Source organism: Mucilaginibacter sp. cycad4 (genome assembly GCF_034263275.1).
Lineage (GTDB): Bacteria > Bacteroidota > Bacteroidia > Sphingobacteriales > Sphingobacteriaceae > Mucilaginibacter.
In genome coordinates this window covers 2,291,180-2,313,145 of the sequence record NZ_CP139559.1, presented here as the reverse complement: position 1 = coordinate 2,313,145, position 21,966 = coordinate 2,291,180, and the positions used below count along the sequence as shown (strand labels likewise).

Sequence of the window (21,966 nt, the reverse complement as noted above, 5' to 3'; positions counted from 1 at the left end):
CGGCAAACAGCGGGTATGTTAATTTTTAGAATAGATTTAATGAAACATTATATAAATATCTTATTAATACATCTTTTTGCCATTCAGGCTATGGCTTGCAGCAAAAAAACGGTGGGTAATGATGCAATCCCCTCAGCCGGTAATACACATATCTACTATGTATCGGTTAATGGCTCCGATGCTAATTCGGGTAAAATTAATGCACCTTTCCTGACAATCAACACAGCCCTGAGCCATGCTATACCCGGCGATACCGTAATGGTAAGAGGAGGTACTTATTATGATAAAGTGACATTCCCCCAATCGGGCATTATGAACAAGTTAATTACTTTAAAGGCATATCCCGGCGAAAAGCCGGTGATAGACGGGAGCAAAATAATTGTTTCGGGCTGGGTGCCGTTGGTTACGCTGAGCAATGTAAGGTATATAACATTGGATGGCTTTGATATTTGCAACCTTACGAGCTCAACTTTTAATACCGATCCTGAAGGGATCGCTATCAATGGTAATTCGCACGATATCACTATTAAGAACTGCAATATTTATAACATAAAAAACAATGCATCCCTGAACGATTGGCGAAGCGGGCACGCCATCCTGGCAATAGGCAACGGAACAACAGCCATTACTAACCTGGTTGTTACGGGTTGTACTGTGCATGATACGCAAACAGGTACAAGTGAAAATGTAACGCTGGCCGGTAATATTGACGGTTTTGTTTTTAGCCATAATAAAGTATATGATACAGAAAACATCGGGATAATTGTTGCCGGTGGTGATGGTTTAAACCCCAAAGGAGATGTGGTTACCAACTATGCCCGCAATGGTGTGATAAGTGATAATATTTTTCACCATAATACCATGACCAGAACCCCGGAAACCTGGGGCTCCGACAGGTATGGCGCTATCTCCATTTACGTTTGCGGCGGTGCTAATACCATTATTGAACGAAACAAGGTGTACAATAGTGACAGGGGGATAGGATTGGTAAGCGAAAGCAATGTGTATGCAACCAGAACTACTATTGTGCGAAACAACTTTGTGTATAACTGTTATCGCACAGGTATATATATGGGCGATTATTTGAATTACACCTCGGGCGGAACCAAAAACTGTTACATCGTAAACAATACCTTATATCAGAACGACCGTGTACCGGGTGCGTTTGGCGAAATTGAAGGGGAGATAAGACTTACGGGGCATTGCGACGATAACGTGATCAAAAATAACATAGTTTATGCAAGGCCGGTTGATGTGTTTATTCATAAGTATACCACAACAGGCAGCAATAACATTATCGACAATAATTTATACTACACTACAGGTACGCCGCAATGGATCTGGAACAGTACCAACGGCGCACCATATACCGGGTTGAGCGCCTGGAAAGCAGCCTGTGGTAATGATGCCGGTTCAACAAACGGGCAGGACCCACTTTTGCTGAATACCTCTTCGCCTGACCTTCATATACAATCGGGCTCTCCTGCAAAAAACACCGGAAATGTAATCTCTGCCGATATAAATGGAACCAAAGATATTGACGGAAATACACGCATTGTAAATAACAAGATAAGTAAAGGCGCACAGCAGTAAGATGTTTAATTAAAAAAGTAAGCTTATGAAATGTAATGTCAATGTTTTTTTAATGCTTGGTTTTGCTGTACAGGCATTTGGTTGCAGCAAAAAAAGCGATGCGGGTGGTAATGTTACAACTACCGGCAATACTCATATTTATTATGTAGCCGCCAACGGGTTAGAGTCAAATAAAGGAACAATAGATGCGCCTTTTCAAACTATTAATAATGCACTCTCCCACACCATTCCCGGCGATACCGTTATTGTAAGGGGTGGCGTATATAGCGAAAAAGTTGTATTTCCCAGATCGGGGGTAATGGATAAATATATTACCTTAAAAGCATACCATGGTGAAACCCCTGTAATTGACGGGAGTGCTTTTAGCGTTAATGGGAGGGAAGCCCTGATAACCATTGATAAGGCAAAGTTTATAGTGGTAGATGGCTTTGAAATACGTAATCTTAAAACCTCTACCGGCGATCCCAAAGCCATTATGGTTGAAGGCGGATCTGATTATATCACCGTAAAAAACAACACTATATACGGCATTGATTATACTCAACTTCCGCTCAATGGAGGTGGGAATGCCATTCTGATCATAGGGAATACTGCCGACCCCGTAACTAATATTACGGTTACCGGGAATACCATACATGACTGTAAAACCGGTTATGGCGAAAATCTAACCATCAACGGCTATGTCGATGGTTTTACCGTTACCAACAATACCATTTATAATGCCCAAAATATCGGTATCGACGCTGCCGGTGGCTATGCGGCCAACAGCGATCCCACGCTTAACTATGCCCGTAACGGAATTATCAGTGGTAATACCCTCTATAACATTGAAAGCAAAAGGGGGCCGCTTGGTGGGCACGGCGCTATAGGTATTTATGTAGATGGCGGCAGAAATGTGATAGTAGAAAAAAACAGGGTGTCTGTAACAGACAGGGGGATTGGTGCGGTAAGCGAAACCAATGGATTCCCTACCGATCATATTACCATAAGGAATAACCTGGTATATAATTGTTGGTGTTCCGGAATTTATATGGGGGGATATTTAAACTATACAGGAGGCGGCACAAACAGTTCGGCCATTGTGAATAATACCTTGTACAACAATAACCAAGCCCTGGGCGCTTTTGGCGAAATAGAAGGGGAAATCAGCATCAGGGAAGATTGCACTAATAATGTTATAAAAAATAACATCATTTACGGCGGGGCATCAGATATGTTTATTCATAAGTATACCAACCGGGGATCGGGCAATATCATCGATTATAACCTGTATTACACAACCGGCCAAGCGCAGTGGACATGGAACGGCGTTGCCTATACCGACTATAACTTATGGAAGACAGCCTGCGGCGGGGATGCCAGTTCAACATATGGCACAGATCCTTTATTTATAAATACATCCGGCCTCGATTTTCACCTGCAGTCATCCTCAGCAGCAAAAAATAGCGGGCAGGTGATATCTGATGAAGTTAACGGTACGGTTGATTTTGATGGTAACACCCGTATTGTAAATAAGCAGATAAGTAAAGGGGCATATCAATAATCAATACCCGTTGTTTTTAATCTTGATTACAAAATGGAAAAGATTCCCACAATTAAAGAGATAGCTAAACGCTTGAAAGTAAGTCCTTCAACAGTGTCGCGTGCTCTTCATGGCCATCCCAGCATTGGCCTTGTAACCACCATGCGGGTTAATAAGGTAGCAAGCGAATTAAATTATGAGCGAAATCAAACAGCTATATTTTTTAAGCAGCGAAAAACATTAACTATTGGTGTAATTGTTCCGGATTTTTCTGACGCTTTTTTTTCTTCGGCCCTTAGCGGGATAGAAGATTACGCCAGCAAAAAGAATTATAACGTTTTTATTGGGCAATCATTAGAAAACCCCGATAAGGAAAAACGTATCCTGGAAACCATGAAAAACCATCGGTTAGATGGCATTATCATATCCATAAGCAAAAACACCACGGATTATGGAGTGTTTGAACAATTGAAAAAATATAATATTCCTGTTGTGTTTTTTGACCGTATTCCTGGTATGGAAGATATTCATTACTCTGCCTGCAATTTGCAATCGGGGATGTTACAGGCCATTGATTGTTTAATAGATAAAGGCCATCGCAGCATAGGGCTAATTAATGGTCCCCCGCAACTGCTTGCAAGTAAGGATCGCCTGGATGGTTATAAACAAGGGCTCGATAAGCATAAAATAGATATCAATACCGAGCTTGTTGTTTCATCGGACCTGTCATCGGCACAAAATCACTATGCCATGAGAAGACTACTATCTTTAGAGCAAAGGCCTACTGCCATTGTTACTTTTAACGATTATGTGGCACGAGATGCAATGGCAGTAGTTAAAAATAGCAACCTGGTTGTTAATCGCGACATAAGCTTTATCAGTTTTGCAAATTCACCTATCTGGAGCTTTATGGATAATTCACCGCTTGCCTCCATTGAACAGTTCCCTAAAGAGCAGGGAGTGAAAGCAGCTGAAATACTTTTCAAACTAATTGACCATCTCATTGAAGAAACACCATCAACTGCTCCTATTTTCCATCGGGCGGTATTTGATTCCAGTATGGTATCCCACAAGGTGAATTTTATGGCTTAGACGTAATCCCATTAGTATTCCAATACAAAAGCACCACTATACTTTAAAGTGGTGCTTTTTTGTAAAGCCCCGGGGATTTGAATGTTTAACAGTCCGTTTTCGTAATTCCACTTTAGTTTTTGGACGCTGCCCAGCAAACTTATCTTTTTAATTTGTTTGATACTATTTACCGGGAAGGTTACATTGGCCGGAAGGTTTACAAGATCCTTTTCAGACAGCCAAAAAGCGTATAACTTTTTTTCAGTTTTCGATTTAGTAAAATAAATATTACCCGCCGAGTAAGGGGCCACCGGTTCCGAGCCATAAATGCCCTTGCCATTAATTTTTATCCAGTCGGCAATATCCTGTAGTCGTTGATAGGCAACAGGGCTCCAGTCACCATCAGGTCCCGGGGCAATATTAAGCAGCAGGTTACCTCCCCGTGATACTATTTTTATGAGCGTTTGCACCAGCTGCCGGCTGGGTTTAAATTCATCATCAGGTACATAGCTCCAGTATTTACCAATGGTCATACAGGTTTCCCAGGGGTAGGATAGTGGCTTATCCGGTACCTCCTGTTCAGGCGTTGTATAATTTTCAAATTCACCGGCAACTGTGCGGTCTACCATGATTAGACCGGGTTGATAACTGCGGCTCATTTTCGCAATTTTAGCCATATCAAGGTCCTGGTTATAATTACCCTTTTCATGAGATGGCCTTACCCAACCGCCATCGAGCCATAAAATATCTATTTTGCCGTAACCACTCATTAATTCCTCGATCTGGTTATAGGTGAAGTCTTTAAACTTTTGCCAGCGCTCGGGGTAGCGTTGCGGATCGTAGTTAACGTTGTGGTCTTTTGGGGGATAGTAAGGCCACCAATAGTTTTGATTATGCCAGTCGGGCTTGGAAAAATATGCCCCAATCATAAAGTTATCTTTACGAAAGGCGTTAAATATTTCTTTGGTTACATTGCTTCGCGGATTTTTTGAAAAAGGCGTTTTAGGGTCTGTAACTTTATAATCAGTTTGTTTGGTATCAAACATGCTAAAGCCATCATGGTGTTTGGTTGTAAATACCACATAATTCATACCCGCGGCTTTGGCTGCTTTAACCCATTTTTCGGGATTAAAGTTAACAGGGTTGAAGGTGGTTTGGAGATTTTCGTATGCCTTTTTGTAGGTGAAATAATTATCACTATAAGGCCCGGTCCGTGTAACCCAGTCATCAGGGCAAATAGTCCAGCTTTCTGCTACTCCCCACTGGCTGTAAGTGCCCCAGTGCATAAACAAGCCAAACTTTTGGTCTTGCCATTGGGCAAGTTTTTGCCGTACCAGCGAATCTTTAGGTACCTGGTAGGTATTTGACATTTCGTGCTCGTTTTGCGCGAGTGCTACCTGGCTGCATACCAAAAGGTAAAGGCCAAACAGAAGTTTCTGAATCATGATTAATATAAACTATTGATGATGAATAGATTTAGTTCAGTATCAGCTCAATTACAGGGATTTCGCTATCGGGTTTAGCTTCAGGAAGGTTTAACACCAGGTCATTTCCCTGCTCTGTTGCTTTGCTGTTTGCCTGTATCTCTGATGCATCGTGCAAAAACTGAATGTATTTTACCTTATCCTTATAACCGGGTAAAGTGATTGTTTTGCCCGGATACTCCAACAAATGAACATACAGTCGTTTGGTAGTTGCATTATAGGTAAGCATGGTGTGCTCCGGGGCTACAAAGGTTTCCGGCGCTTCTGTACATCCATAAATGGAGCGGCTGTTATATTTCATCCAGGCGGCTATACCATCCAGCCTTTCATTGGCACGTTTATCAAATAAACCACGAGCTGTGGGGCCAACATTCAGCAACAGGTTACCTCGCTTGCTTACGGCCTCTATGAGCATTGTAATTAATTGTTTGGTGCTTTTCCAGCTGTTCTCATCGCGGAAATAGCCCCAGGAACCAGAGAATGTTTGGCAGGTTTCCCAATAAGTTTTGTAATCGTTTTTCTTGACCCACTCAGATAAGTTTACCTGTTCGGGGGTAAGGTAATCCCAACCGTCCTGGTATTCATTTAAATCAAGGCGGTTATCAATTATAATATTGGGTTGTAATTTTCTTATTTCTTTAATCAGTTCAACAGATCCCCAATCTGTAGCCCCTTTGCCGTGCTTGCCATTATCAGGGTACGAAAAATCAAGCCAGAGCATATCAATTTTGCCATAATTAGTAAGCAGCTCTTTAATTTGGTTGTGCATATAGGTGCGGTACCTGGCCATATCGCGGCCTTTGTTCAGCTTATCATAATCTTCATCTTTTTCACTTGCCGGTTGCAGGGGGTGTAAAACATCAACGGTAAAGTCAGGGTGGTGCCAATCCAACAGTGAATAATAAAAACCTATTTTTATACCCTCTGCTCTAAATGCATCAGCAAACTCCCTTACAAGGTCTCTTTTAGCAGCGGTTTTGGTAGCCTTATAGTCAGTATATTTTGAATCAAACAGACAAAACCCCTCGTGATGTTTGGTGGTAAGCACAGCATATTTCATTCCGGCCGCCTTAGCTTTCCTTGCCCACTCTTTAGGGTTAAATAAATCAGGATTAAACTCGTCAAAGTAAGGCTGGTATTGCTCATCTGTCATGCGCTCCCACCTTTTTACCCACTCATGTCTTGCGGCTTGCGAATAAAGACCCCAATGAATAAACATACCAAAACGGTCGTTTGTCCACCAGGCCATACGTTTGGCTTTTTGTTCGGGTGTTTCTGTTCCTATTTTCTTTTGGGCATATAATGGAGAAAATGTAATAAGGATCAATAAAATAGCTAAAGCGTTTTTTTTCATCGGATAGATATAGGGCCGTTATTTTTAAATAAAAAGGATGTTTTGCGGGTAAACTGTTTTTATATCGATAAAATTTCATCAACCACTTCCTGCAGGGGCCTTTGAGGTTTTTCAGGTTGTAGCTTTTGATTATCGTTCACCCATTTACGCTCCCATGAAAAGTAATCGGGTTCCTGAAGATTTTTGCCCTGCAGGCTACCGCGCAGATAGTCAAAATAAATTTCCCAACGGGGCAGATAATAGCCATCCATAAGGTCAGCCCATTCTTTGTAGGCATACTCATGCAGGTTATCTTCAGTACGGACATTTTCGCCCCAATAGGTGATCTGCATTAACTCGTTTTTTAAATTGTTTGCTTTTTCCTCCGCTGTATTGCCATTATCTACAGCTTGTTTGAGATAGGTATTGAGCCTGAAATATTGATCGGTATTTAAGAGATCATCTGTTAGCCTGATCATATGCAGGAATTTTGCGCTGGATGTGTTAAATGTCTGCAGGTTCTTGTCGTTATAGGCACTTACCATCTCATTAAAGGTAAGCGTGCCTTTATTGGCCAGCAACTGCCGCACCATATTGATAAGGTCTATTTTATAAGTAGCCGAATTAATAAGGGCAGGGGAGGCTTTAACAAATTCTCTTACGGCATTTTCGAACTTTACAGTATCATAATTACGGGTAAGCGTGCCCCAACTTGATATTGATTTAACTTTGAGTGCCGGGCGCGCACAAAAAATAGATTCACCTGCCCCTTCCTGGTAACCGGGAAGGCTTTGGTAAATGGTTTGTAAAAATCCCTGCCAGGCAGCATCGGCATGCTCGTTGCTTACACCGTAGCGGTATTTGGCATATCCGTTGATCCAACTGCGGGTATCTACCTTTTCGCTATGCCAGCCTAACTCAAGCATTAAATCATAATCAGGAGGGTTGTTATTAATGCCTTCGGGCATTATTCCCACACCTTTAAGATAATTGCTGTAATTGCTTTTGCGGGCCCGGTATATTTCATCAGCAAAGCGCTGTAGTTTGCCATAAACGCCCGGACGCTCGCCAAAATTGTTAACGCTGCACCATATAAACGGCGTATTATCGTAAGCCTTACGTTTTTCCCAGTTGTTGGTGAACTCGCCAAAAAGCTCCTGTACCAATACCTTTGATTTATCGAGGCCATCAAGCATGGCCTGTTTGGGATTATCCTGCCAGCCCTGCAATACCCATGTTGAACCAGGGTAGTACTTTTGCATAGAGGCCTGTATGGCAGTACCCGCTTTTTTCAAATCCACGCCTTCGGTTTTACCGCCTTCATGAAAAGGGTCGCCGGCGAAAAAATGGATCTCTTTGCCGTATGATTTTTGAATTTCACTATAATAGATGCCCGCGATGCGGCTAAATTCAGGATCAGTAGGGTCAAGTATATCAGGTCTTTTAAAGGCCCCCCAATTACCCTGATCAATGATATGCGCTTTACTTTTGTTTTTTAATGAACTGGGCACCATGCCGTAAAAACCTTGCAATACGGGTTGTATACCCAACTCCCGCATCCGCTTCATCATTTTCTGTTGGATCAGCTTCCTGTTGTCTATCTGGCTTTGAGGCATGGGGCCTCCCCAGCCTTCAATATTTCCCATCAGCCACCATGCTGTATAAGCAGGCCCGACAATGAAACTGTTAATTTCACTTTCAGTGTATCCTATTTTCCTCAATGTGCTTTGCCATACCGCTTCCATACCTTCAACAGTAAGCATGGTGTTCACCCCATTTAACGCCATCCAGTCAATCTCCCGCTCCCAATCAGGCCAACTATAAAAGCTCATGGTATAATTATAGGTACAGTAATTTAACGCATAACGATAGTTAGCTTCGGCCTGTACGGTTACTTTTTTGTTAACATTAGGGATAGGAAACACAGGCGACATGTTATCACCCATGTGCGACATAGAACGATGGCAATAATATTTAAAATACCAGTTTACGCCAACAGCCGCGGCATTGGCTCCGGAAGCATGGATAACCAGTTTGTTTTTGATGGTTTGAAGTTCAACTATTTCTGACCTGGTGTTTTTTAAAGGCTCAAAAACAATATGGTTGCTTAACCATGGAGCACGCCTTTTAACCAGAGCTTTCACAGGATCAAATTGTTGGGCTAAAAGCTGCATAGGCAATAATAAAAGGAGCAGACATGTTAGTTTTCGCATAAAATGTATTGGTTTTTCCATTAATATGCCCGAAACTACCTAAACTTCAACAAAAAAATAATGTGTAACCTTATGGCTTTGTGCTAAAAAAATTACGCAAACGTTTGTTATAACCAAGACAAACGTTTGTGTAACTTTTTAATATTTTTTTCGATTAGCATTTTGTTAGCGTCGCAACTCTAACCATATCAATTTGATATTCAGGATTGATTTTAATAAATTAGACACAGCATTTGCGGCTGATAAAAAAATAAAAGTGGTGAGTAAATTGATGAGTCCGAAAATGAAAACCCTTAAAATATCAATCAAAACTGCGAAGAGAAAGATATATAGATAAAGAAAGCGCCTCGATCTCATTTAAGCACTTAATTATCAACTAAATCGCTGATCGCACCTGCAATATTTTACCCGATTCAGCCAAGTATGTAGTATCCTTTAATGCCTTATTATCATTTTGATGTCAGATAAAAAATAAACGTCAAATAAATTTTCTATAATTGAACAGTGTTCAATATTTTTGTGGTGTTTAAATTAATGAACAAAATCATGAAAAAAGTATTAATAACCGGGGCAAGCGGCGGCATCGGGCTGGAAACGGCTAAACAGCTGGCCGCGCTTGGTTACCACTTGACACTGGTAGCCCGGAATGAGGACAAATTGAATAAGGCTGCAAAAAGTTTGTCCGGTACCGGCCACACCGTTTTTGCAGCAGATCTGACAAGCGAAGAAGACCTGCAAAAAGTGGTAAACGATTTGAAGACGGAAAAATACGACGTCCTGATCAATAATGCAGGTGCCGGACTTTATGGAAAATTCATTGAAATGCCATTAGCTGATCAATTGGCAACCATGCATCTCAATATGGATGCTTTGGTCACATTGTCTTATGGCTTCCTGCAAAACGCTTCGGCAGGTGACAGCCTGGTAAATATTGGTTCATTGCTTGCCCACTCGTCTCTGCCGGGAGCATCGGTTTATGCAGCCGCTAAAAGTTTTGTTGCCAACTTTTCAGAATCATTGTGGTATGAGTTTAAACGAAAGGATGTTTTTGTACTGGGTTTTAATCCGGGTGCCGCCAACTCCGACTTTCATGCACACGCCGGCGGGCAAACAAGTGACTTTCCCAAATTTGTAGTTTCATCGGTTGAAGACGTGGCCAGCGAACTGGTGAAAGCTTTGGAAAAAAGGCAGAAGCCGCGAGTTGTGCAAGGCTGGAAAAACAGGTTCATGCTTTTTGGGTTCCGCCTTTTGAACCGAAAATCGGCTGTTAACATCATGGGGAAGATTAGCCCGGGAATGCACAGCTAAGCCCCAGAATTCTTATACGAAATTTCGCCACATGGTTAACCATCTTATATTTGTAACTTATATCATCTTATAATGGGCATAGCAGAAAGAAAATTGAAAGAGAAACAGGAAATGCATCAGCGCATTTTGAATGGTGCGCGCAAGATATTCCTTGAAAAAGGCTATGAACAAACGAGCATGCGTAATATCGCGAATGAAATAGATTATAGCCCAGGCTCGCTCTATTTCTATTTTAAAGATAAAAGTGAGATTTTTCATGAACTGCATAAAGAAGGATTTAGGCTTCTGCTTAGTCAGTTTAAGGTTCTTGAAAAAGTAGCCGACCCATTTGAGCGTTTGAAAGCGATGGGCCGCATCTTTATTCAATTTGCACAGGAAAATAAGGACTATTATAACCTGATGTTTATTGTTGATGAACCGGTAAAAATGTCTGAAGATGGTGGCTTCAAAATAGCACAGGAAGCAATCAATCAACTGTCGTCGGTTATTAAAGAATGCCAGCGCCAGGGGAAGTTTAAGGACATGAATACCGAATACTTCACGTTTATGATCCTTTCGGCGGTTCACGGCATATGTGCCCTCTTTTGCAAAGACCGCACGGCAAGTTTTGTGGGCAAAACGAATGAAGAGCTGATGGAAAATGGCTACGAATGCTTCGTTGCTTTACTCGAAAAGAGTTAGCTATTTTTTTGGCTTATTGTTAAACAGTGTTTAAATTAATTACAGTGATTAAATTTGATTTTAAAACCAAAACAATTTCCCGTTGTGCAATGGCTGCAATAGCGATTCTTGCCGGTCATACGGGAAAAGCTCAGAATAGACTGGATGAATATATCCGGCAAGGACTTTCATCCAATCAGAGCATTACACAGCAGCATTTCCTGCTTGAAAAAAATGTGTACGCGTTACAGGAAGCCAAAAGTATGTTCCTGCCAGACATCACTTTTTCAACGACCTATACCAAAGCTCAAGGCGGACGTACAATCGATTTTCCGGCAGGCGATCTGTTAAACGGAGCCTATGCTACGCTCAATCAATTGACCGGGACAAATTCATTCCCCCAATTGCAGAACCAGCATATCCTGATCAACCCGGACAACTTTTATGACGCGAAATTCCGCACAACGCTTCCTATTTTAAATGCGGAGCTGATCTACAACAAACGGATCAAGCAACAGCAAGTAGACCTGCAAAAAACCGAAGTGCTGCTTTATAAGCGGGAATTGGTTAAAGAGATCAAGACGGCATATTATAATTATTTAAAAGCTATGAATGCCACTAAGATCTATGAATCGTCGCTCCGGTTGGTGGAAGAAGGGCAGCGTATCAACACGAAACTTTTTGAGAACAGTAAGGTAAACCGCACTGTGGTACTTAGAAGCCAAAATGAAGTATCGAAGATCAATGCTTCATTGATAACGGCAAGCAAAAACGCCGAGTCTGCCCGCTATTATTTCAATTTCCTGCTGAACCGCCCGCTGACAGACAGCATACAAACCGACGAGATTTCTACGCTACCTGCACAGGAACAACTGCAAGATAATAATACCGGCAACAGGGAGGAACTGTCTAAGCTTAGGATCGCAAAAGACATCAATGGCAGCCTGACCGGTCTTGCCAAGTCCTATCTCATACCTAAAATAGGCACTTCTCTGGACCTGGGGTCACAGGCCTTTGATTGGCGTTTCAACACGCAGAGCCGTTATTATTTGCTGGGCATTTCGCTTGAATGGAACCTGTTTTCCTTTGGCAAGCACAATTACCGGATCAAGCAGACGCTTTCTGACCAGCAGGCCCTCGCAGCGCAAACTGACTATGTACAGCAACAGCTGCTTACCGAATTGAAGGTTAAGCAGGCAGGTATGCAAAGCGCGCTGGCAGAATATAATGCGGCAGAATCACAATTATCTACAAGCAAAACCTACTATAGCGACATGTTGAAATTATACAAGCAAGGGATGGCTATTTACATTGAATTGCTGGATGCCCAGAACCAATGGATCGACGCCCAACTTCACGCAAATATCGCCCTTTTTGACACCTGGATTGCTCATACCGCAATCGAACGGGCCAATGCAAGTTTCACTATTCAATAACAAAATCATGAAAAAGATCTATTTATTCTCTGGCATAATCGCAGGCGCACTCCTGATCGCGTCGTGCCAACATGAGCAAAAAGCTAAAAATCCAATGGGTGAACCCGATATTATCCCTGTGAAAGTAGCCACGATAGCTGCTTTGGAAATACCCGGCCAGATCAGCGCTACCGGCTTGGTAAATACTGAAGATGAGGCCAAATACGCCTTTAAAATAGGCGGCGTGATCAGTCGCATTTTTGTAGAAGAAGGCCAATTTTTCAAAAAGGGCCAGTTGCTGGCTACGCTAAATTCGACGGAAATATCAGCCGGCCTGGCCCAATCGAGCCTGGGCGTGGAGAAGGCCCAACGAGATTATGCCCGCGCCGTTAACCTTTATAAAGACAGTGTTTTTACGCTGGAACAATTACAGAACACTAAGACTGCGCTGGACGTCGCCGCCAAATCCAGGGAGGCAACCGCTTTTAACGAGCGCTATTCGAAAATATACGCGGCCACCGATGGTTTCGTAAGCAAAAAAATCGCGAATGAGGGTGAAGTAATCGCTCCGGGGATGCCGGTGTTGCTCATCAATTCAACGCAGCAGCACAATAGCTATACACTGAAAGTTGGCGTAACCGACCGTGAATGGGCCGTCATCAGGCCTGGTCAAAAGGCGAAGGTAGCGTTGGACGGTTTTGAAGGTCAGCAATTTGATGCTGTAGTATTCCGGAAGTCGCAAGCTGCGGATAGCCAGCTTGGTTCTTTTCAGGTAGAATTAAAGATCAATTTAAATGGCAAAAGACCTGCCGTGGGCATGTTCGGTAAAGCAGAAATAACGACCAGCCAGGGCGAAAATGTGATGGCCATTCCCTATGGTTCATTGGTGGAAGCTGACGGCAACAAGGGATTTGTATTTACCACCATTGGACCCGATAGAGTAAAAAAAGTACCTGTGACCATTGCGAGGTTTGATAACCAGGAGGTTTACCTTAAAAACAAACCAGATGGCGTGGATCAGATCGTGATTTCCAACAGCGCCTACCTGAACGAAGAGTCAATTATTAAAATCATCAAGTAAGTACCATAGTTATGAAGATCACAAATTTTGCGGTTAAGAACTACCAGTTCACGCTCATCATATTCCTTCTTGTTGCCGTGGTGGGTGTACTCACCCTGTTTACGATGCCGCGGTCGGAAGACCCTACCACACATCCGCCACAATACCTGATTACTGTGATCTATCCCGGTACCAGTCCTAAAGATATGGAAGAACAGGTGGTAAAGCCTATAGAAAACAAAATCTATGGACTGGAAAACATCGAAAAGATATTGACTACGGTGGAAGACGGTGTTGCGGTTATTCAGCCGAAGTTTAAATACGGTGTAGATGTAGATAACAAGTACCAGGAGATATCCACAGAAATGAATGCCTTAAAAAGCAGTGAGCTTCCGAAGGATATCTATCTGATCAAAACCGAGAAGATTTCCTCAGCCGATGTAAATATACTCCAGGTGGCCTTAGTTTCCGATAACGCTTCGGGTAAATTGCTTAGGGACGAGGCTGACATACTTAAAACACGGCTGGAAAAAATTACGGCATTGAAAGATGTCAAGTATTCGGGCATGCCGGAACAGGAGATCCGCGTCGACATGCAGCTGGATAAACTTGCGCAGTACAAAATTCCGCTAAATGTCGTCATCGGAAGCCTTCAAAGCGAGGCTACAGACATACCCGGCGGAAGTATCAACCTGGAGAGCAAAGTCTTTAATGTTAAGACCAGCGGAAAAATCCGGACGGTCGACGATGTCGCCAATACGGTGGTTTATAATGCAAACGGCAAAATCATCTACCTGAAAGATGTGGCAGATGTCAGCTACAAAGACGGAACAATTGATCAGATCACCCGCTTAAATGGGCATCGTTGTATCCTGGTCAATGCGCGAATGAAGGATAATGTGAATATTACCAAAGTTCAGGGGGATTTCCTTCCGGTATTACAGGAGTTTTCCAAAGACCTGCCATCCAATATCCGCATGGTCAAAAATTTCGATCAGGCCAATATGGTATCCAAGCGTTTGGGCCACCTGGGATTTGACTTTGGATTAGCAATTGTTTTGGTGATCATCACCTTGCTGCCGCTGGGGTTCAGGGCGTCACTTATCGTGATGATCTCTATACCGCTTTCCCTTGCGCTCGGCCTTATCGCCATGAATTTATTAGGGTATTCTTTAAACCAGCTAAGCATCGTCGGGCTTGTAGTGGCGTTGGGGCTATTGGTAGATGATAGTATAGTGGTAGTAGAGAACATCGAACGCTGGCTCAGGGAAGGTCATTCACGAAAGGATGCTATCCTGAAAGGCACCAGGCAGATCGGTGTCGCGGTAGTTGGATGTACAGCTACTTTGGTGATCGCGTTTTTACCGCTTGCATTCTTGCCCGATCTGGCCGGGGAGTTTATCCGTTGCCTGCCAATGGCTGTAATGACCAGTGTTTTAGCCTCTATGATTGTAGCCTTAACACTTGTTCCTTTTCTGGGAAGCAGGATGCTGAAGACACATACGCATGGCGAGGGTAATTTCTTTCTGAAAAACTTACAAAAATTTCTTACCTACTCGTACAGGCGCGTAATGCCTTTAGCCTTAAAATGGCCGAAGACGACCATAGGGATATCATTGGGTTTAAGTGTGTTTGCTTTTTTCCTGTTTACCAAAACCGGCTTTAAACTTTTCCCTACTTCTGAAAAACCGATGTTTCTCATTAATATCAAAATGCCCTTACAGGCAGATATCCCCGAAAGCGACCGGGTAACCAAATTGGTAGAAAGTGAGTTGAAGAAACATAAAGAGATCGTTTATTATACGGCAAATGTGGGTAAAGGCAATCCGCAGGTTTATTACAACGTGCATCAACAGGACATCAAGCCGGACTTTGCCCAGGTTTTTGTGCAACTGGATGAAGAAGCCAGTCCGAAAGAAAAAACCGACCTGATCAAACAGTTAAGGCAGACGTTTAAAGATTTCCCTTATGCAAGAATAGAAGTGAAAGACTTTGAACAGGGAACGCCGATAGAAGCCAATATTGTGGTCAGGGTCTTTGGAGACGACCAGGAAAAATTGCGTGTGCTTTCTTTCCAGGTGGAACAGATACTGAAAAAGAATCCCGGTACTTTTTACGTCTATAACGAATTGAACACCTATAAATCGGATGTAAAAATAAAAATTGACAAAGAAAAGGCGCGCACTTTAGGTGTTCTTACCAGCGATGTGGACAAAGTAATCCGGATGGCAGTAGCAGGGCTAACCGTTGGGGACTATATTGACGACCGGGGCGATTCGCGGAACGTTGTTATCACGCTTCCCAGGGAGAAATTCTCGAACCTTGATGTTTTTAAGAACCTCTATGTAAATAACATCCAGGGTACTCCGGTACTGGTTAATCAAATTGCAACCATTTCATTTGAAACATCGCCCACAGCGATCAATCATTTTAATAAATCCCGTTTTGCAAAAGTTACCTCGCTGACGAAAGACAATATTTTAGCCAATGATGTGCTGAAGGAAGTCGTTCCGCAGTTGAATAAATTAAAAATGCCGCAGGGATATTATTATAAACTATCCGGAGAGGCGGAATCGGAAGGTGATACATTGGGCGGAAATTTTCTTTCGGTTATACTACTGAGCGGCTTTCTTTTCATAGGTGTTTTAATCTTACAATTCAAAACCTTCAAAGGGATCATCATCGTACTATCAATTATACCGTTAGGCATACTCGGCGGGGTGGTATTTCTTCTTTTAACCGGCAATCCGATGTCATTGGTATCTATCATTGGGTTCATCGGTTTGTCAGGCATACAGGTTAAGAATTCGCTGCTGCTTGTCGACTTTACCAATCAACTGCGTGCGGAAGGGCATAGTATTGATGAAGCAATCGAGATGGCCGGCGAGACGCGCTTCCTGCCGGTCGTGCTTACGTCAATAACGGCCATCTGCGGACTGCTTCCTATTGCCCTCAACCCAAATCCGCTTATTGCACCATTAGCCATTGTGTTGATCGGCGGACTAATAAGTTCTACCATACTTTCAAGAATTGTTACGCCGGTAATGTATAAGTTGATACCGCCAAAGCTGGAAAGCGACGAGGATTAAAATACCAAAAGTGCTGTAGCTGCCGTGACGAAAAAATACAACTAACAGCACTTTTTGGTATATTAAAAAATCAAATTAGTTGCGCTTATAAATTGGTATTCCCTTTCAATATAGCTCTAATAATTGCTAAAATTGTAGAAAGGTGTTCCAACTGGTTCCCTTTATCCCCTGAAATCAGACGCAGCCTATTCACTCCGTAAGCTCTTCACCGGGTTTATGAGTGCGGCTTTCAAACTTTGATAACTTATGGTCAGCATGGTATTAACAACATCAGCATAGCCGCCATGGCAAATATCTACGGGGCCAATTCGGTATGATAAGTATAATGCTGGAGCCAGCTTTTGCATTAAACTATACGCCACCGGCGTGGCGATCAGCAAGGCAATCCCGACCGGAAATACCAGGCCTTCCTGGATGGATTCGCTTTGGTATTTTCACCCGGGAGATTTGCCAGGCGGAAAACAGTCGGCAACCGGTACAACCGGCTGGGATACCCTGCATCATACCGTTTTTGGCAATGCGGGTGCGCCACGGCAATGGCGGGGCATGGGCTGGTTTGGCTTATGGATAAGAGCCGATACCCTGCTGCTGAACAGGAAACTTTTTCTCAGTATCTTTCTTTCAGCTTTTTAAACCAATACCATCATTTCCTTTAAGGCATTATCATAAGCTTCTTTATCAAACTTGTAAAGTTTTGGTGACCGATGAGCCCCAATGCTCTTTTGCTCGCCCAATTCTTTAATAATACCTGTAGTAACCAGCTTTTTTGCGAAATTTCTGCTGTCCAGTGATTTGCCTAAAATAGTTTCATAAAGTGCATGGATTTCCGGACGTGTAAACTTCTCTGGCAAAAGCTCATAACCAACAGGGTAATGATAAATATGCAGGCGCAAGGCCTTTAAAGCTTCATCTACAATTTCTGCGTGATCAAAACTCATCTGCGGCAAGTCGCTGACGGGCCACCACTGACATTCTTCCATATAAAAGCTCCCGTTTGGTGTAACTAATGAAAATTCAGTAAGGGTATAGAAACATACAGAAACAAAATAATCAAACATCCAGTGATCTTCAGGGACATCGATGCCCGATAATTTTGTAAAAAGTTCTGGCGTGAAATCCACATCAATAGTTCTGTGTGGCGTTCCGAACGACCTGAATTGTTGGAGGTACAATCTATCTAAGCCGGTTCTTTCTCTCGCAACCCGCCGAGCGGCTTCATCAATGGTTTCTGTTCGCTTGATATACCCTCCCGGTAACAGCCATTTTGAAATTCCCTGGGGATGTTGGAGCAAAACTTTTAATTCTTTGTCATGATAGCCAAAAATAACATTATCGACTGACACATTTTTTAGAAAATAAAGATGTCCGTTTATTACGGGATTGATTTCTTCGCTTTCGGTATGCTTCATATACAAAGGAAAAAAATTATTCTGTAAAAATTACAGAATAATAAAAACTTTATTTATCATTGTGTAAATTTTACAGAATGACTCATTTGAGCGTGCTGTGATAAACCAATTGTTAGGTTCCGAAAAGAAATCCTGTATATTGTTAACCCTCTGATTATAAACATATGCAAAGAAAGTTTGGCTATAAATTTTTTCAGGCATGTATCGCAATGGCTATTTGCTTATGCTTTGGGCTGCTGGCTTTTAAATTAATACCAGCAGGAACTGTAAAGCCTTACGAATTGAAAAGATTCAATTTTGATCCAGCTCAATTCAAAAACCCATCTTCACAATTTGGCCCATATACGCGGTGGTGGTGGCCTGGTAATGACGTTACAAAGGAAGAACTTACCCGGGAAATTAATTTGTTTGCTGACAACCATTTTGGCGGTGTGGAAATACAGCCCTTTGCGTTAGTTTTTCCTGCGAAAGGCGGAAAAGAGCAACAGGACCGGATAACGGGATACGATAGTCCCGAATATTACGATAACCTCAAAGCTGTGTTAAACGAGGCCAACAAAAGAGGGCTAACGGTTGATTTAACGGATGGCAGTGGCTGGCCTGCTGGTGGCCCGCACCTTACCGAAGAAGATAATAACCTTACCCTTGAATTCGGTGTATTGAATGTAACCGGAGGGAAAAACATAGAGGTCATTATTCCTCGTGCGATACGGGGAGACAGGCCTTCAGCAAGATTACAGGTGGTTATGGCGGCAAAGATTATTAAAGATAATTCGGACAAGAAAGGGAGCGTTTACCTGGATCCTCAAACAGCAATGGATATAACCAGCCAGGTAAAAGATAATAAGCTCACCTGGGATTGCCCGGAAGGCAGCTGGAAATTGATTGCTTTTTGGGGAATACCAGATGGGGAGCAGCCGAGCATTATCGCCAAGAAAGATGCCGGATACGTCATGAACCACTGGGACTCGACGAAAGTCCTGAAAAATTACAACTATCTGTTCGGGGCTCGCACAGGTTTGGAAACCTATTTCGGCCATCCTTTGCGTGCCATATTCGATGATAGCTATGAGTTTAAAGCAGACAGGGATTATACATGGAACTTTCTTCCTTATTTTAAAAGAAAACGGGGATATGATATCAGTAAATGGTTAGGGGCAAACATGCAATTAGGCTACAATAACCAGTATGCCCGGGCAGCTCATCCTGACGCTCCAGTTGATTTCGTTTTCTCTGATGAAGATTGGCGTTTGCGCTATGATTATGACTTAACATTAAGCGACCTCCTGGGTGAAAACTTTTTGGATGCTACAAGGCATTGGACTGAAAGCCGGGGATTATTGCATCGTACCCAAACTTATGGCTTCAATATGGATATGATTGGTTCAGCAGGTCTTGCTTCTATACCCGAAACGGAAACCATGATGCAGGGCATGGGTTCAGAAGGCTCTATGAAATTAATTACTTCAGGGGCTCATTTATACAATAAACCTGTTACATCTGCCGAGAGCGCAGTCTTTATTAACCGCGCATTTATGACCACCCCCCAAAAGTTGCGTATGGTTGTAGATAAATTGATGGCTGTAGGTGTTAACCAGGTCATTTTTCACGGAACCAGTTATCATTACAAACCAGAAGGTTACGGGAAAGAAGGTTGGTATCCATGGAGCAGTAATATGATCACCAGTATTAATTTCTCTTCAAATATCAACGAAAGTGACCCTTTCTGGAAATATCAATCATCAATCAATCAGTATATAACAAGAACGCAGTATGCCCTTAGGGCCGGAAGGCCTCACGCGGATGTGTTAATTTATTACCCCTTTTTAAATTTTGATGATAATGCCGTTAATCCCGAAGAAATATTGACAGCAGGCTATTTAAAGGGAATCGAGCCGCCATTACCCGCCAAACCCATGGGATTAACTAATATGGATGACCAAAAGAAATGGTATGAGCGGACCTGGAAAATCATCAACAAACTGGAGGCCTCCGGGGTTTCCTGGGAATGGGTAAATGACGCTTCACTTCAACAGGCGAAACTCAATTCGCATCAGCAAATTGATATAAGAGGCAACTTGTACCAGGCAGTAATTCTGTCAGATGTACCCTATATCCAATTAAATACTGCTCGAATGCTAAGTAAGTTATCCGGACGAGGTATGAAATTACTGATGATCGGGGAACAACCAAAGAAACAACCAGGTTTCCTCGATTATCAGGTAAACGATAAGTTAACGGCAGATCTGATCAAAACATCGATAACAAATCCAAATGCTAAGCAGTTGAAAGACGCCGATAACCTGCTCCCCTGGATCAATGGCCTGGATTTAAAAGTGAAATATACGTCGGATTTTGGCTTTGTACGTTCCAGCCAAAGAGAAATGGAAGATGGCAGCCGTATTCAGTTCATTTGGAATAAGAGTGACAGCTGGAAAAAAATAACCATCCAACTGGATAAAGGATTTAAAAACAGTTATTGGCTAAATGCAGAAGATGGAAGTATGGTAAGAAACACCGGGCAGCAAATAAGCTACACGCTGCCGCCTTATAGTTCGCGGATATTGTATGCTTCTACAGGGAAAATAGTTCCGGCCAATTTATTATCCACCCCTAAGGCCCCGCTATTAGCTAATCGAAAACTGATCAGTTTAGATAAATGGGAAGTAAAAGCAGATAGTATATCCGTAAAAAATGCCGCGTTATTCGATTGGAGAGATAATCCCGCTTTTAAGTTCCTGGGTAGTGATGGAACATATACAACTTCTTTCAATTTAAAAAAGCAAACGGGCAAGAGATATTACCTGGATCTTGGCAAAGTATATTTCACCGCAGAGGTAAGTATAAACAGGAAGATGGGCGGCACTTTGCTATACGCACCTTATATCCTGGATATCACAAGTATGGTAAAGAGTGGGAAAAATATCCTGGAAATAAAATTAACAACCGGCCAACTCAACTATTTTATTGGCCGGGCCCATAATGGCGATAAGCTATACAAACAATTTAAAGGCCAGGAAGATAAACTGATGGCAGCAGGGATAGTTGGGCCTGCTGCCATTCAAGTCGCTGACAATTAGTATTAATCAATTCAAATAAATAAATAAAAAACCAAAATGAAAATTATGAAAAAACTAAGTATGCCGTTGGCCATGTTCGCTTTTCTATTGTTTTTTTTCGTGAATAAAAGCGAAGCTCAAACAGCTGATGCAGCCAAAGTAGTTCCGGCAACCGAAAGTTATTTTATCGGAAAATGGAAAAGTATGTTTAAAGGTGTACCGCAAGGGGATACCGAAGTAACTATCGTATTTGAAAAAAAGGAAGGGAAAATTTCAGGTTCAATGATTGATCCTAAAACAAATGCCATTACAAATTTTGATGCAGTTGAAGTGAAAGATGGCATATTGAGTACAAAATTCACAGCTCAGGGTTACGAAGTGAGCTTGTCCCTAAAGAAGAAGGACGACGATAATCTTGAAGGTTCCATGATGGAACAATTTGATGTGACAGGTACACGGATTAAATAAATTTTATAAATCTCCGGTTAAAATGAAAAGGCACATCCTTTTATATCTGTTGTTATCAATAGCCTATTTTGCTTCAGGTCAAACAACTGATCAAAATGTTCCTCAGTTGGGTAAAGACCCCATTAAGAAAGTTATGGCAGCTATGACTTTGGAAGAGAAAACAAAATTGGTTACAGGTATGGGCTTGGGGGCATTTGGCCATGAACCTGTGGCTGGAAGAACAGAAGTCAAAGTAACCGGAGCGGCCGGGGCAAATCTCATTCCATCACATTTAAGATAGCC

16 protein-coding genes are annotated in these 21,966 nt (G+C 42.3%); 12 read left to right on the top strand and 4 right to left on the bottom strand.

Translation table 11 applies throughout. From position 1 onward, the window contains the following. Window positions 1-39 precede the first annotated feature (39 nt). From SNE26_RS09370 to SNE26_RS09360, 3 genes are read left to right on the top strand one after another with little or no spacing between them, the layout of a single operon-like run. Window positions 40-1,593, top strand: a complete 1,554-nt coding sequence (locus SNE26_RS09370; RefSeq protein WP_321559095.1) for a hypothetical protein — start codon at window positions 40-42, stop codon at window positions 1,591-1,593. 25 nt (window positions 1,594-1,618) lie between these two features. After that, window positions 1,619-3,136, top strand: a complete 1,518-nt coding sequence (locus tag SNE26_RS09365) for a right-handed parallel beta-helix repeat-containing protein (protein ID WP_321559094.1) — start codon at window positions 1,619-1,621, stop codon at window positions 3,134-3,136. Window positions 3,137-3,169: 33 nt separating this feature from the next. Beyond that, entirely contained in the window at window positions 3,170-4,207 is a 1,038-nt protein-coding gene (locus SNE26_RS09360) for a LacI family DNA-binding transcriptional regulator (protein WP_321559093.1), read from the top strand. A gap of 11 nt (window positions 4,208-4,218) precedes the next feature. On the opposite strand, the gene SNE26_RS09355 is transcribed toward SNE26_RS09360, so the two are convergent. Genes SNE26_RS09355 through SNE26_RS09345 form a run of 3 tightly spaced genes read right to left on the bottom strand, consistent with a single transcriptional unit; the run spans window position 4,219 to window position 9,216 of the window. Next, window positions 4,219-5,631 (bottom strand): alpha-L-fucosidase, encoded by a 1,413-nt coding sequence (locus SNE26_RS09355; RefSeq protein WP_321559092.1) that lies wholly within the window; start codon window positions 5,629-5,631, stop codon window positions 4,219-4,221. 31 nt (window positions 5,632-5,662) lie between these two features. Continuing rightward, window positions 5,663-7,024 carry an alpha-L-fucosidase gene (locus tag SNE26_RS09350; RefSeq protein ID WP_321559091.1) on the bottom strand — a complete coding sequence of 454 codons (1,362 nt, stop codon included), beginning with the start codon at window positions 7,022-7,024 and terminating at the stop codon, window positions 5,663-5,665. Between the two features lie 59 nt (window positions 7,025-7,083). Beyond that, window positions 7,084-9,216 (bottom strand): alpha-N-acetylglucosaminidase, encoded by a 2,133-nt coding sequence (locus SNE26_RS09345; protein WP_321559090.1) that lies wholly within the window; start codon window positions 9,214-9,216, stop codon window positions 7,084-7,086. Window positions 9,217-9,762: 546 nt separating this feature from the next. Between SNE26_RS09345 and SNE26_RS09340 the strand changes: the two genes are divergently transcribed. The 6 genes from SNE26_RS09340 (at window position 9,763) to SNE26_RS09315 (ending at window position 17,381) form a co-directional block, all read left to right on the top strand. After that, window positions 9,763-10,524 carry an SDR family NAD(P)-dependent oxidoreductase gene (locus tag SNE26_RS09340; RefSeq protein WP_321559089.1) on the top strand — a complete coding sequence of 254 codons (762 nt, stop codon included), beginning with the start codon at window positions 9,763-9,765 and terminating at the stop codon, window positions 10,522-10,524. A gap of 72 nt (window positions 10,525-10,596) precedes the next feature. Continuing rightward, entirely contained in the window at window positions 10,597-11,205 is a 609-nt protein-coding gene (locus SNE26_RS09335) for a TetR/AcrR family transcriptional regulator (protein WP_321559088.1), read from the top strand. An 89-nt stretch (window positions 11,206-11,294) separates the two neighbouring features. Next, window positions 11,295-12,620 carry a TolC family protein gene (locus tag SNE26_RS09330; RefSeq protein WP_321559087.1) on the top strand — a complete coding sequence of 442 codons (1,326 nt, stop codon included), beginning with the start codon at window positions 11,295-11,297 and terminating at the stop codon, window positions 12,618-12,620. Between the two features lie 7 nt (window positions 12,621-12,627). Next, window positions 12,628-13,680, top strand: a complete 1,053-nt coding sequence (locus tag SNE26_RS09325; RefSeq protein WP_321559086.1) for an efflux RND transporter periplasmic adaptor subunit — start codon at window positions 12,628-12,630, stop codon at window positions 13,678-13,680. A gap of 11 nt (window positions 13,681-13,691) precedes the next feature. After that, on the top strand, window positions 13,692-16,748 hold the full coding sequence (locus tag SNE26_RS09320) for an efflux RND transporter permease subunit (protein ID WP_321559085.1): 3,057 nt from the start codon (window positions 13,692-13,694) through the stop codon (window positions 16,746-16,748). Window positions 16,749-17,114: 366 nt separating this feature from the next. Further along, a complete protein-coding gene (locus tag SNE26_RS09315; protein WP_321559084.1) occupies window positions 17,115-17,381 on the top strand; it encodes a hypothetical protein in 267 nt (88 codons plus the stop codon). Here SNE26_RS09315 and SNE26_RS09310 read toward each other — a convergent pair. Then, window positions 17,378-18,157: an NUDIX domain-containing protein gene (locus SNE26_RS09310; protein ID WP_321559083.1), complete on the bottom strand. Its 780-nt coding sequence runs from the start codon at window positions 18,155-18,157 to the stop codon at window positions 17,378-17,380. The two genes, SNE26_RS09315 and SNE26_RS09310, sit on opposite strands and share 4 nt — an antisense overlap. 164 nt (window positions 18,158-18,321) lie before the next feature. On the opposite strand from SNE26_RS09310, the gene SNE26_RS09305 reads away from it, so the two are divergent. Genes SNE26_RS09305 through SNE26_RS09295 form a run of 3 tightly spaced genes read left to right on the top strand, consistent with a single transcriptional unit; the run spans window position 18,322 to window position 21,964 of the window. After that, a complete protein-coding gene (locus SNE26_RS09305) occupies window positions 18,322-21,237 on the top strand; it encodes a glycosyl hydrolase (protein WP_321559082.1) in 2,916 nt (971 codons plus the stop codon). Window positions 21,238-21,282: 45 nt separating this feature from the next. Continuing rightward, the gene (locus SNE26_RS09300) at window positions 21,283-21,684 is read left to right on the top strand and encodes a hypothetical protein (protein WP_321559081.1); all 402 of its coding nucleotides are present in this window, start codon (window positions 21,283-21,285) and stop codon (window positions 21,682-21,684) included. 22 nt (window positions 21,685-21,706) lie between these two features. Further along, window positions 21,707-21,964 (top strand): hypothetical protein, encoded by a 258-nt coding sequence (locus SNE26_RS09295; protein WP_321559080.1) that lies wholly within the window; start codon window positions 21,707-21,709, stop codon window positions 21,962-21,964. Window positions 21,965-21,966: the final 2 nt, after the last annotated feature.

Excerpts from the sequence above, each read along its gene's own strand:
- SNE26_RS09370 (WP_321559095.1), top strand. The coding sequence starts at position 40 with ATGAAACATTATATAAATATCTTATTAATACATCTTTTTGCCATTCAG.
- SNE26_RS09365 (WP_321559094.1), top strand. The coding sequence starts at position 1,619 with ATGAAATGTAATGTCAATGTTTTTTTAATGCTTGGTTTTGCTGTACAG.
- SNE26_RS09360 (WP_321559093.1), top strand. The coding sequence starts at position 3,170 with ATGGAAAAGATTCCCACAATTAAAGAGATAGCTAAACGCTTGAAAGTA.
- SNE26_RS09355 (WP_321559092.1), bottom strand. The coding sequence starts at position 5,631 with ATGATTCAGAAACTTCTGTTTGGCCTTTACCTTTTGGTATGCAGCCAG.
- SNE26_RS09350 (WP_321559091.1), bottom strand. The coding sequence starts at position 7,024 with ATGAAAAAAAACGCTTTAGCTATTTTATTGATCCTTATTACATTTTCT.
- SNE26_RS09345 (WP_321559090.1), bottom strand. The coding sequence starts at position 9,216 with ATGCGAAAACTAACATGTCTGCTCCTTTTATTATTGCCTATGCAGCTT.
- SNE26_RS09340 (WP_321559089.1), top strand. The coding sequence starts at position 9,763 with ATGAAAAAAGTATTAATAACCGGGGCAAGCGGCGGCATCGGGCTGGAA.
- SNE26_RS09335 (WP_321559088.1), top strand. The coding sequence starts at position 10,597 with ATGGGCATAGCAGAAAGAAAATTGAAAGAGAAACAGGAAATGCATCAG.
- SNE26_RS09330 (WP_321559087.1), top strand. The coding sequence starts at position 11,295 with ATGGCTGCAATAGCGATTCTTGCCGGTCATACGGGAAAAGCTCAGAAT.
- SNE26_RS09325 (WP_321559086.1), top strand. The coding sequence starts at position 12,628 with ATGAAAAAGATCTATTTATTCTCTGGCATAATCGCAGGCGCACTCCTG.
- SNE26_RS09320 (WP_321559085.1), top strand. The coding sequence starts at position 13,692 with ATGAAGATCACAAATTTTGCGGTTAAGAACTACCAGTTCACGCTCATC.
- SNE26_RS09310 (WP_321559083.1), bottom strand. The coding sequence starts at position 18,157 with ATGAAGCATACCGAAAGCGAAGAAATCAATCCCGTAATAAACGGACAT.
- SNE26_RS09305 (WP_321559082.1), top strand. The coding sequence starts at position 18,322 with ATGCAAAGAAAGTTTGGCTATAAATTTTTTCAGGCATGTATCGCAATG.
- SNE26_RS09300 (WP_321559081.1), top strand. The coding sequence starts at position 21,283 with ATGAAAAAACTAAGTATGCCGTTGGCCATGTTCGCTTTTCTATTGTTT.
- SNE26_RS09295 (WP_321559080.1), top strand. The coding sequence starts at position 21,707 with ATGAAAAGGCACATCCTTTTATATCTGTTGTTATCAATAGCCTATTTT.